8 protein-coding genes are annotated in these 12,317 nt (G+C 32.7%); 2 read left to right on the top strand and 6 right to left on the bottom strand.

Features of this window, described 5'->3' with window-relative positions:
- Both GQS07_RS05065 and GQS07_RS05060 read right to left on the bottom strand, forming a co-directional pair.
- Positions 1-825 carry a succinate dehydrogenase cytochrome b subunit gene (locus tag GQS07_RS05065; RefSeq protein WP_158209880.1) on the bottom strand — a complete coding sequence of 275 codons (825 nt, stop codon included), beginning with the start codon at positions 823-825 and terminating at the stop codon, positions 1-3.
- Positions 826-1,007: 182 nt separating this feature from the next.
- Positions 1,008-1,856: a ChaN family lipoprotein gene (locus GQS07_RS05060; protein WP_158209879.1), complete on the bottom strand. Its 849-nt coding sequence runs from the start codon at positions 1,854-1,856 to the stop codon at positions 1,008-1,010.
- A gap of 154 nt (positions 1,857-2,010) precedes the next feature.
- Here GQS07_RS05060 and GQS07_RS05055 point away from each other — a divergent pair, with 154 nt between their 5' ends.
- Complete coding sequence (locus GQS07_RS05055; RefSeq protein WP_158209878.1) at positions 2,011-2,793, top strand: alpha/beta fold hydrolase; 783 nt, start codon at positions 2,011-2,013, stop codon at positions 2,791-2,793.
- A 31-nt stretch (positions 2,794-2,824) separates the two neighbouring features.
- Here the strand turns inward: GQS07_RS05055 and GQS07_RS05050 are convergent, their stop codons facing one another.
- The 4 genes from GQS07_RS05050 to GQS07_RS05035 form a co-directional block, all read right to left on the bottom strand.
- Complete coding sequence (locus tag GQS07_RS05050) at positions 2,825-5,587, bottom strand: PD-(D/E)XK nuclease family protein (RefSeq protein ID WP_158209877.1); 2,763 nt, start codon at positions 5,585-5,587, stop codon at positions 2,825-2,827.
- Between the two features lie 73 nt (positions 5,588-5,660).
- On the bottom strand, positions 5,661-7,052 hold the full coding sequence (locus GQS07_RS05045; RefSeq protein WP_158209876.1) for an OmpA family protein: 1,392 nt from the start codon (positions 7,050-7,052) through the stop codon (positions 5,661-5,663).
- Between the two features lie 108 nt (positions 7,053-7,160).
- On the bottom strand, positions 7,161-8,357 hold the full coding sequence (kbl, locus tag GQS07_RS05040) for a glycine C-acetyltransferase (protein WP_158209875.1): 1,197 nt from the start codon (positions 8,355-8,357) through the stop codon (positions 7,161-7,163).
- A 36-nt stretch (positions 8,358-8,393) separates the two neighbouring features.
- Entirely contained in the window at positions 8,394-11,546 is a 3,153-nt protein-coding gene (locus GQS07_RS05035; RefSeq protein ID WP_158209874.1) for a UvrD-helicase domain-containing protein, read from the bottom strand.
- Between the two features lie 110 nt (positions 11,547-11,656).
- Between GQS07_RS05035 and GQS07_RS05030 the strand changes: the two genes are divergently transcribed.
- Positions 11,657-12,262, top strand: coding sequence for a superoxide dismutase (locus GQS07_RS05030; protein ID WP_158209873.1), 606 nt, complete (start codon positions 11,657-11,659; stop codon positions 12,260-12,262).
- Positions 12,263-12,317: the final 55 nt, after the last annotated feature.

Here is a 12,317-nt window from a genome sequence, read left to right as displayed (position 1 = left end):
CTATTTAATAAAGTGAATATATAAAGGAATAATAGCGAATAATGCTGGAACTAAATAGCAGAATAAGTATCCTCCTAATTTAATTAATCCGTTATACTTTGGATTGTTTACCCCTAAAGATTGGAATGCACTTGCAAATCCGTGAGATAAGTGGAATCCAAGAACAATCATTGCAATTACATACAAGATAGTACTGATTAGTCCTGTACTTGGGTCTTTAAAAAACTCAATTGTAATTTTGTGTAAATCTTTGTAACCGTCAGCAACTTTCAAGTCTGTATTCGCTTGGAAAAACTGAGTTCCCTTCACTTCTAACTGTCCCATTTCAACAGCTGTAACAGGAATTGCTTGTTCTTGTACTGTTTTGTAAACAAGTACTGGTTCTTGTCCCTCAATTGTAACTTCTACTGTTTGCAAAGGCATTTCAGAAAAATGCATTTTAGCCCAGAAATTAACCATGTGAGTAACGATGAACACTAACAATAAAGTACCTAAAACTGCCATGTTTCTTGAAGAAAATGAGCTGTTAGCAGCAGCATTGTTTTTAGCATATCCGATTGGACGTGCCTTCTTGTTTTGAATTGTTAAAACGATACCATCAATCGCGTGGAACAAGATTGAAATATACGTAACATAAGATAATACTTTTACTGCTGGATTAGTTGTCATGAATAATGCGTACTCATTGAATTTTGAAGCATCACCAAAAATCAATTGAAGGTTTCCCACCAAGTGACCAACCAAAAACAAGCATAAAAATAACCCTGTAAGAGCCATCCAATACTTCTTCGCTAAGGATGACTTTAAAAGTGCAGATTTTGCCATAATGTAATTTTAATTGTTTTTCTTGAAAAAATCTCTCAAAAATACAGCTTATTAACGTTATGCACAACGAGCAAAGCCCTATTTATACTGAGTTTAAACAGAGAAAAACACAACAAAAATCACGAAACAAATCGCAATAATCATACTATTTAAGACTAAACAATCTTTTTAGTTAAAAAAAACTAAAAAGATTTTAAAATGTTCGCATCAACAACAATAATAAAGTTAGCTAAACCTAAATTATCTGGGGTGAATTGTACCCCATCATCCCCTTCTACCATAGTAATTGTAGCAATTTTGAGAGTAGAATTGTACTTTTTCAAATACCAAACAATTCCTTCAAAGTTATTACTATGATATGAACCGTTAAAATGTAAGAACAATTGTCCTTTTCTCGCATTTTGAATAATAAAATGTGCCATTGTAGCATCTTTTATAGCTTGTGCTTTAGGCATATTCTCATCTGCGTGATCTTCAAACATTGTCATCATCTTTTGATAACCCGGTAGACTATTATCATAAGGAAAAGGCAATGGAGCAATCCATTGTTTTTCTTGCAAACTCAATGTATCTAATGACTCAACACCTTTCTTATACACCATACTTGCAAAGCGTCTCGGCACATTAGTTGCGATAAAACTAAGCTTATTATCTTTAGCATACTCAACTAAAGGTCTGTAATCTGTCTGATAGTTATTCCACAACCTAACACTTTTATTAAATTGCTCTTCATTATCAAAACCTTGCAAATAATTATCTAATCCGATTTGATTATCCGCTTCAAACATTTCTGCTCCCAACACGACACCCTTTATCTTCCCTAATGATTTTGTAGTTTGTAATTGTAACCAATGTCCTATTGAATTATTATGATACTCACCGAATAATACAACATCTTCTTTCGCCAGTTCCTTGATCATTTTATCATAACTAACCTTTTTCCCTTTTTGATTATAAATCTGATATGGCCTTCCTGTTTGTGCAAACCCAAATGAACATACCAACAAAAGAACTACAACTATATTTCTCATCTATTTTATACTTTTTTGATTTGTTACAAATATAACAGCTTTCTTTAATTAAGAATGAATTTAAATAAACTTATATATTACTTGACAGACAACATATTGAATTTTATTTTGATTATATAAGGGAACTCATAAATTTGCAAACAAATATGTTAGAATGGGATTAATCAAGATAAATTACAAAAACATTGACCTTGCGTTTATAGACAAAGGAAAAGGAAGCTCCTTAATATTCTTACATGGTTTTCTTGAAAACGCAACAATGTGGAACTATTACATAGAAAGTCTATCCAAAAAATATCGTGTAATTTCTATTGACTTATTAGGACATGGAAAAACAGACTGTATTGGATATATCCATAGCATGGAAGATATGGCAGATGCTGTTTTTGCAGTTATTTCTCATTTAAACCTAAAAAAAGTCACGCTTATTGGTCATTCTATGGGGGGATATGTAGCTTTAGCTTTTGGAGAGCTTTATCCCGATTTTGTAAAAAAAGTAATATTAGTTGCCTCAACAACAAGAGCAGATCCTTCTGAAAAAAAGAAAAATAGAGATAGAGCCATAGAGATAATAAAGAAAAATAGTGACCTCTTCGTCAAAATGGCTGTTGGAAATCAATTTCAACTCCATATTAGAACATCAAAAGTAACTGAAATTGAACAACATCTAAATAATGCTCTTACAACACCTGTACAAGGCATTGTAGCTGCTTTAGAAGGAATGAAAACGAGAACAGATCGCGAAGTCTTATTACATTTTGCTCCATTTAAAATACAATTTATACTTGGAGACAAAGATCCAGTTATGGTATACGATGACACCATCACTCAAATTGACAACAAAAACGATGATTTAATTACTCTAAATGGTGGACACATGTTACATATTGAAGCTAAAGAAGAATTATTGACCGCATTAAAAACATTTTTAAAATAGGAAAGGAGAGGTGCTGCACACCTCTCCTTTCCTATTTTATTTCTTCTAAGAAACTTTCTTTTGGATTTAAGATTGTCAATATCAAAGTTACTAACTCTTCTTTAAAAAAAGATAACGTCTCACTTGTAATGCTATGATCAATTTCTTTCCCATTACGAACACCAAAGAAAAGAAATCCTTCACGTCTATTCTTAAACGAATAAATTCCAGCTTCAAAAGACTTATTCTCATCTCCTTGGGCATACATTAATGCATAGCATAGAAGCTGAATAATCTTATCGTTTTTTAAATCTAATGTCAAACCTTCCCATGTACTTAACTTAACATTATTTGACTCTACTTTCCCACTTTTATAATCTATAATACGTATTACCCCATTTCTCTCTTCAATTCTATCTACGAAACCAAATAAATTAACTGGATATGGCAAACGACTATCTTCTAATGTCAGCTTTAACTCTGTTTCAAGCTCTAATAACAATACATCATCTCCCTTTTCTAATCTACTAACCTCTTCATTTAAAAAATGATATACATTTCTTTTAGCCACCTCAAAAGCTAAAAGATTCTTTCCCATTTTCTCTTTATCACTATTGTAAACTTCTTCAAATTGGGTTTGAACTTCATTATCTGCCTGTTTTTGTATCTCACGTATAATCGGAATAGTTAATCTTGCACCTACAAAAGGTTTATATAAATTCTCTAAAGCATTGTGAATAATGGTTCCTAAAGTATTCAAAGCAACGCTTTCTTCCACCTCCTCTACCTCACGTATACGTAAAACTCGTTGCATATAAAACTGTATTGGATTACGTAAATAGTTTGACAAAGCTGAAGGAGAAAAACCTTTACCAATTGAAATTTCTTTTAGCTCCTCTTGTAGCTTTGATGATTTAGGAATTTCAATTGCTTCGTATGCTTTATCTGGTAAATCAGCTGAATATGTAACATACTCAACTTTGTGATTATTACATTGCTCAACTTCTAACTGCGTCAAAAATCTACTTTTCTCACCTGCATCCATACCATCAGCTTGAGAATTATAGATTAAATAAACATTTTTAGCACGTAATAACAAATGATAGAAGTGATAACTATAAATAGCATCCTTCTCTTTATAAGTAGGCAATCCTATTTCACGTTTTATATCATATGGTATAAAGGAGTTTTGAGACTTTCCAGCAGGAAACTTACCCTCATTTACAGAAGTAACTATCACTGTATCAAAATCTAAAACTCTACTCTCTAAAACCCCCATTACTTGAAGTCCTTGCAAAGGCTCTCCTTCAAAAGACACCTCTGCCATATCCATAACTTGTTTATATAAAGCGTATAGAGTTTCAAAACTTGTAATAAAACTATACTTTTGACAGTATGAAATAAGTCGATTTAGCATTTGATAAGCCGAATACAAAAAAGTCTTACTTAACCGCTCACTATCAATTTCATCGTTAAGATTATTTTTAATTACAAGAACAATATCTATTAAAGTTTGAAGAATATCCAAAGGAGACTTCTCTTTCCATGATTCAAAAACAAGCTTTCTCAAAGGAGAAGTAGTATCATTAATCCATTCTTCAAATCTATTAAGCGTAAAGAAAGTCATATTCTTATTATTAATTTCCTTGACAATAGATTCACCAGAAATAACAACATTCAATATTGGATTACTTAATACATCTAAAATCTCTTTATAATAAACGACATACTGCTTTCCGGATCTTCTAATGGCAGATAAATGCATCTTGAATATCTTATTTAATAGAATCTGTACAGGATTACTATTTCCACTATACCCCATTGTAATATTCAAACTACTAACTTGATTTGGCAAACTATGCAAAACAGGTAACAATAAGTTCTCCTCTCCTAAAACCACTGCAACTTTCTCTAACTTAGGACTATTATCTAAGATAGATTCTACAATTTGTCCAGCTATTTTAGCTTGACCTACACTTTTAGGTGTTTGAATTACTGTAATATTTTTTTCTTGAGAGAACTCATCTACAATCCATTCAAAAGGATTCCTTTGATAATGAGACCAATTCCTCTTAATTCTACGCAAAAATAACCCTGCATCATGATAGGGATCATTCATAAAATATTGATCAATATCCCAAAAAACCTTCCCTCTCTTTTCAAGTAGAATATACTGAATAATAACTTCTTCCGCAGCATTAAGAGCGTTAAAACCAGCAAAATAATATTGTTTATTATTTGCCTTAATGAACTCTTTATGCTTATTTACAGCTTCTCTATAGATCAATCCTTGATACCCTATATTCTTTTCAATCAATCGAGTATAAAGCTTATCATAATACAAAGGCATTTTATCCCAAAATTCTAAATAACTACTAATCAAGTCAGTCTTTTGCTCAGGATCTAATGACCAATGCTTTATATCTTCAATATTTTTTAAATATGAAAAAACATAATTAGGATCTAATAGATATCTGTCAACTTCATTGAAATCTTGTAATAACATTTTTGCCCAATTTGCAAAATGGTCAAAATCTTGTGCAGCTTCCCCATGGATATCTCTATACACTATATAGAATTCAAACAATAGTTCTATTGAATCAATAGCACGAATACCTGACAAACTTTGTATCAAGTCTTCAATACTAATAATTTCAGGTGCAAAAACACTTGTATTATAATATTTTTTTAAATCTTCTAACAAAAATATTTTAGCCCTTTTATTGGGAAGTACAATGACTAAATCATTCATAGACAAAGGAAAATCTTCCTTTATCTGAGCGCTCAATTTATCTAAAAAAGAAGTTGTATTCATAAAATAAAGATATAAAAAAAACGCTTCGATTAACTCGAAGCGTTTCCTTATAATTATATGACGTTTAAATCAATTATTTTTTTAATTGAATTTCAACACGTCTGTTTAACTCACGTCCTTTAACTGTTTTGTTAGAAGCGATTGGATCAGCAGAACCGTAACCTTTAGAAGTTAAACGGCTTGCGTCGATACCTTTCTCAATTAAATAAACTTTAACTGCGTTAGCTCTATTATCAGATAATGGCACGTTAATTCTGTCAGATCCTGTACTGTCAGTATATCCAGCAATGTGGAATTTAGCAGTTGGGTATTCTTTCATAATTTTAACGATGTTATCTAAAACAGCGTAAGAAGAATTTTGGAAAGTAAATTTACCTGTATTGAATAAGATAGTTTTACCGTAGTCATTAAGTTGTTTTACTGCCTCTTCTTTAATTTCAGGACATCCATTGTTTGAAGCTGGACCAGGAACATCTGGACATTCGTCTAAATGATCTGGCACACCATCACCATCTCTATCTGGCCATGGACAACCTTTATTTTCTTTTGGACCAGGAACTTCTGGACACTCATCTAAATGATCTGGCACACCGTCACCGTCTGTATCAGGACATCCGTTGAACTCAGCTAAACCAGGTACATCTGGACACTCATCTTTATGATCTGGAATACCGTCTCCATCTGTATCAGGACATCCGTTGAATTCTGGTAAACCAGGAACGTCTGGACACTCATCTAAATGATCTGGAATACCGTCACCGTCTGTATCAGGACATCCGTTGAACTCAGCTAAACCAGGTACATCTGGACACTCATCATATTTATCTAAGATACCATCTCCGTCAGAGTCTTTCCCTCCAAATTGGAAACGAATACCAGCAAAGTGTTGCATATGTGAAGCAACATCTACATCTGGAAGTCTTGTATCATCAAATGAATGTTTATAAGTAGATTGTAGAGTTAATGCAATGTTTGGCGTAAACCAGAAGTTTAATCCTAAACCTCCATTCACAGTACCTGCACTTGCATCACCCATAAATGTGTAACCTCCCCCTACTAATAAGAAAGGATCAATTACTTTTGATTTTAAAATTTCTTTAAAGCTGTATTTAACTTCAGCATCAATACCGTAATAAGTTAAATCCCCTGGGTTATATTTTTCATACCCTTCGTTTTCATCTTTGATGAATTTGTCAATTTTGTTAACTGACCCAGCAACTCCAATAGAGAAACCATCTCCTAAGTATCTTCCAACGTTTAAGTAAGATACTGAAGGAAGAATGTTCCAATCACTAGTGTTAAAATAACCACCCATTCTGTGTGAGAAGCCTTTAGCCGCACTTACTTTCGTGTTAACTGCGTTAGCTCCAACAGTCACTGCCCATGGATGATCAGCATCCTGAGCATGGGCTGTAAACCCAGCGCAAAGTACTGCAGCTGCAAATAATTTGTTGAGATGTTTCATAACTTTTTATTTTTTACTTTACCGTAATAATAAGCAAAAATACAATTCTCAAACAATATTTACAAAAAATTTCGTTAAGAATAGCATTTTTTATTTTTATAGGGAATTTTAAGAAATCACTTTTAACTCTTTTCCAACTGTTACAAATGCTTCAATCGCTTTGTCTAAGTGACTTTGCGTATGTGCTGCAGATAGTTGAACACGTATTCTCGCCTTACCTTGTGGTACTACTGGATAGAAGAATCCTGTCACATAAACTCCCTTTTCAAGTAGTTTATTGGCCATATCTTGTGATAATTTTGCATCATAAAGCATTACAGGCACAATTGCAGAGTCTCCATCAATGATATCAAAACCTGCTTCTTTCATTCCTTTTTTGAAATAATTTGTATTCCATTCTAACTTATCGCGTAAAGAAGTATCATTCTTTAATAATTCAAAAACTTTCAACGATGCACCAACAATCATCGGTGCTAATGAATTTGAAAATAAATATGGACGAGAACGTTGTCTTAATAACTCAATAATCTCTTTCTTACCTGTAGTATATCCTCCCATCGCACCTCCAAGAGCTTTTCCGAAAGTACCTGTAATAATATCTACACGTCCCATTACTTTTTTAGCTTCTAAAGTTCCCTTTCCTGTTGCTCCAATAAATCCAGCTGCATGACATTCATCAACCATTACTAAAGCATCATATTTATCTGCTAAATCACAAATCTTATCTAAAGGAGCCACTAATCCATCCATTGAGAAAACACCATCTGTTACAATGATTTTAAATCTATGTCCTGCTTCATTTGCTTTAATTAATTGCTCTTCTAATTCTGCCATATTGTTATTTTCATAACGATAACGAGCAGCTTTACATAAACGAACTCCATCAATAATTGAAGCGTGATTCAAACTATCTGATATAATTGCGTCTTCCGCACTTAATAGTGGTTCGAAAACCCCTCCATTTGCGTCAAATGCAGCAGCATACAAAATTGTATCTTCTGTTTGATAGAAATCTGCAACTGTTTGTTCTAATTGCTTATGTATATCTTGAGTTCCACAAATAAAACGAACAGAAGACATTCCAAAACCATGTGTATCTAATGTGTCTTTTGCTGCTTGAATTACTTCTGGATGAGAAGACAATCCTAAATAGTTATTTGCACAAAAGTTCAAAACCTTATCTCCTGAAGATACTGTTATCTCTGCTCCTTGTGGAGAAGTGATGATTCTTTCTTTTTTAAATAAACCATTCTCTTCAATAGCGGCTAATTCTTTTTGAAGATAACCTTTAATTTCTCCGTACATACTTATATTTTTTAGCGTTTGTTAAATACTCAATAACTACAAATGTATTATTTTTAAATCTTCTCCGGTATATAGTAGTACCTTTTTAACTACATTATACCCCATTTCTTCTAATGACTTGGCATAAGTATTCACTTGTTGTTTATACTTCTCCTCTTCTTTCCCTGTTTTATAGTCTAAGACCATTGCTTCTTTTCCTCGGACAACCACCCTATCTGGAATCGTATTCCTTTTAGATTGTTCAATTATAACTCGCTCATTATAAACAATATTATCTTCTAAAAAGAAATCAGTTAACGCTGGATGAGAAACAATACTTGCTATAATCTTATTAAAATATTCTTTCTGACCCTCTTGAATTAATCCATTTTCTAACCCTTGCTGAACTACTTTATCCACATCTTTATAAGAAGTTACAAAAGACATCAACTTATGAACTAAATTCCCGTATTCAATAGCTTGTAAATTTGTAGAATCCCACATCAAGGCTTCTCGTTGAGCAATCTTAATTGCATCAAAATTCAAGATCTCTTTTACTGGCATTATCAGCTTACTATCTTCTCCCTCTATCTTACCTTGGGGAATTGATAGTCGTTTTGGTTCTCCAAAACTATACTTTAAGTCAACATCATTATATACCCCTTTTGAAAACAAGAAATCGAGAAAGAACTTAGATAAGTTATTTTTAAACTCTCCTTTTGTCGATACATTTTTATAGCTTATAACATACAATTGTTCTTCTGCTCTTGTCAATGCAACATATAACACATTAACATTATCTAAAAGCATCTCTTGTTCTTTTCGTTCATAAAGTTCTTGTGCAAGATGCCCATACTCTACTACTTCTTTTTTTGAATCAACCAGCGCTTTCGGAAAAGCTATATTATCTTCTTGTGAGTCTATATCAATCCAGAGCTTGTCTCTACTTGGTCTTGAATAATCTTCTTCTGCAAAAGGGAATATCACTACAGGAAACTCCAATCCCTTTGACTTGTGAATTGTCATAATCTGTACGGCATTCCTTCCTTCTGGTGTCGGAATACTAAACTTTTGATAATTGGTATTCCAATAGTCTATAAAATCACTTATACCAAACTGACTCTTTAAACTTTTCTCTAATACTAAGTCTAAAAAGTATAATACATATGAATTAGTACTCTTTTCTGGCATAAAAGCATGAACAATGGCTTCTACAGCGTCATACAAAGATTTAGCGCGACATGTATTAAACGAAATTGGTATTAATTGTGAATTCAACCAATCACCAAATTCTTCTTCATCACTAATTACTAATCCTTCTTTAATGAAATCATGCTTCGTTTCACCAAGGTTCTTTTTACTTGCTACATAATAAAGAAGCATCATCTTCGCTTCTAAATCTTTATCATTTTTTAAGTAACGTAAAACATTGATAATTAACCTAACCTCACTGGCGTTATTAATCAACAATGAATCTGAAGACAAAATCTCAACACCATTTTCTGTCAGATAATTTGCCAAAACAACTCCGTGATTTCTCTTTCGAGTTAAAATAACAATATCCTTTAAATCGAACCCTTGCTCTAAAATCTTATGAATAGTATCTAACGTTGCTTTAGCGTATTGTTCGTCTTTTTCAACTGATTCATCTTCTATATTTTTTTCCTTTTCTAAAAACTCAATCGATACATATCCTCCTGACTTACTATTAACCTCTTGATAACTATTATTTTCATATAAATCCTTATAATCTTCGTTTATAAAGTTTCTCGAGATATCTTTAAATAAATCATTATTAAAGTTTATAACTTCAGCATAACTACGGTAATTCTTTCCAAGATTTACAGTCTGCTTATCTGGATTAGAAAAAGGATTTTCATCTTTACTCAATGCTATAAACTGCTCTGCCTTTCCTCCACGCCATCTATAAATTGACTGCTTTGGATCACCTACAATCATCAAGCTACCTTTTGTACCAGTTAAATCTTCGCCTGCCAATGCATTATCAATCAAAGGCACTAAGTTTTGCCATTGCATCTCTGAAGTATCCTGAAACTCATCTATGAAAAAGTGATGATACCTCTCTCCTAATCGTTCATAAATAAAAGGCGCAGGTTGATTCTGTATTTCTTCGTGAATAATTGCATTAAACTGAGTTATTGACAATATATTTTTTTCTTCTTGAATCTTATCCATTTCCAATCCAAGTGTATTCAATAGTGAAAGTGGAGTCAAGTTCTTTAGAAACGCTTGATAAAAAGCTCGTTTAGCATATTTGCTATATACTTCTGCTAAAATTTTTAAAAAATCTCCAACATACGCCTCTATCAGCTCTGTATCTTTAGCTCCTTTCTTAATCTTAACTTCATCAAATTCATGGTATCGCTTAGTTTCACCAACAGTATCTAAAACAACTCTTTCAACGTGCTTAACAAAATATTGTCCTGAGAAAGAAGTCTTATCTATTCCTTTTGCCTCAATCAAATCTAAAATAGACTGTCCAAGCTCTTTTGTTGCTTCTGTAATTCGCTTTATTTCTTTTCTCAAAAAATCTCGAACTTTCACAAAGTCTTCTAATGTTTTTTCCGAAAACAAAGCAATCTCATCTCTGTTATTTTCATTTAATAACAAAGCTCCTACGTCTTTCAACTCCTTACTAATGTCCCAACTTTTATCATTATCAGCCTTATCAATAGAGAAATCTACTAATAAGTCTGTTAGCTCCATATCTATTCCTGCTTTAGATATCACAGCATCTACTGCTTCTTGCAACAACTCATCTGAGTCTAATGACACCTCAAAAGACATTGGCAATTCTAAATCAAATGCAAATGATCTGATAACCTTATGCGTAAACTTATCAATTGTCGAAATATCAAATGAAGCATAATTATGAATAATACTTTTGATAATTCTTCCTGACTTCGCTTTTACAAAATCAGCTTTTAACCCTGTCTCTTCTAAAACTTGATCAAACATTCCAATATATTTCTCTGGAACAATCTCTTGAGAGAAACCATTTAGACAAGAAACAACCCTTGTCTTCATTTCTGCTACCGCTTTATTTGTAAAAGTGATTGCTAAAATCTTCTTATACGCATCATCTTGCCTGTCTAACAACAAGATTTTGAGGTATTCTTTTACTAAAGTATGTGTTTTCCCTGATCCTGCAGAGGCGTTATATATTGAAAATGAGGCTTTATCAGACATTATAAATTCGTTAAGCATTAACTTTTATTAAACATACAACTTTTCGCTATTAAGCATAAAATGTTTAAATTTGAAATAAAAATAATACTAATCTTTAAATAATACGAATTATGGCTTTCGAATTACCAAATCTACCGTATGCGTACGATGCATTAGAACCAAATATTGATGCACGTACTATGGAAATCCACCATACAAAACACCACAATGCTTACACTACTAACTTAAACGCAGCTATCGCTGGAACTGAATTAGAAGGAAAGTCTATTGAGGAAATCCTTAAGAATTTAGATATGACTAAGGCTGCTGTACGTAACAACGGTGGAGGTTTCTATAACCACAACTTATTCTGGACTGTAATGACACCTAATGGTGGTGGAGAACCTACAGGAGAATTAGCTGAAGCAATCAATAAAGACTTTGGTTCTTTTGCTAACTTCAAAGAAGCTTTCTCTAAAGCTGGTGCTTCTCAATTTGGTTCTGGATGGGCTTGGTTATGTGTTAAAGACGGTAAATTAGACGTTTGTGGTACTCCAAACCAAGACAACCCATTAATGCCAGGTGTTGCTTGTGGTGGTACTCCAATTTTAGGAATGGATGTTTGGGAACATGCTTATTACCTAAACTACCAAAACCGCAGACCTGACTACATTACTGCTTTCTTTAATGTAATCAACTGGGCTGAAGTTTCAAGAAGATTTGCTGAAGCTAAATAATCATTTAGCTCTTTAAAATAAAAAACTCCGGAGTTTAAAACTTCGGAGTTTTTTT

This window comes from Myroides phaeus, assembly GCF_009799805.1.
GTDB lineage: Bacteria > Bacteroidota > Bacteroidia > Flavobacteriales > Flavobacteriaceae > Flavobacterium > Flavobacterium phaeum_A.
The sequence above is the reverse complement of the archived record's forward strand: the minus strand, read 5'-3'. Positions and strand labels throughout refer to the sequence as shown.

Coding starts and splice junctions, on each gene's coding strand:
- GQS07_RS05065 (WP_158209880.1), bottom strand. CDS start 825: ATGGCAAAATCTGCACTTTTAAAGTCATCCTTAGCGAAGAAGTATTGG.
- GQS07_RS05060 (WP_158209879.1), bottom strand. CDS start 1,856: ATGAGAAATATAGTTGTAGTTCTTTTGTTGGTATGTTCATTTGGGTTT.
- GQS07_RS05055 (WP_158209878.1), top strand. CDS start 2,011: ATGGGATTAATCAAGATAAATTACAAAAACATTGACCTTGCGTTTATA.
- GQS07_RS05050 (WP_158209877.1), bottom strand. CDS start 5,587: ATGAATACAACTTCTTTTTTAGATAAATTGAGCGCTCAGATAAAGGAA.
- GQS07_RS05045 (WP_158209876.1), bottom strand. CDS start 7,052: ATGAAACATCTCAACAAATTATTTGCAGCTGCAGTACTTTGCGCTGGG.
- kbl (WP_158209875.1), bottom strand. CDS start 8,357: ATGTACGGAGAAATTAAAGGTTATCTTCAAAAAGAATTAGCCGCTATT.
- GQS07_RS05035 (WP_158209874.1), bottom strand. CDS start 11,546: ATGTCTGATAAAGCCTCATTTTCAATATATAACGCCTCTGCAGGATCA.
- GQS07_RS05030 (WP_158209873.1), top strand. CDS start 11,657: ATGGCTTTCGAATTACCAAATCTACCGTATGCGTACGATGCATTAGAA.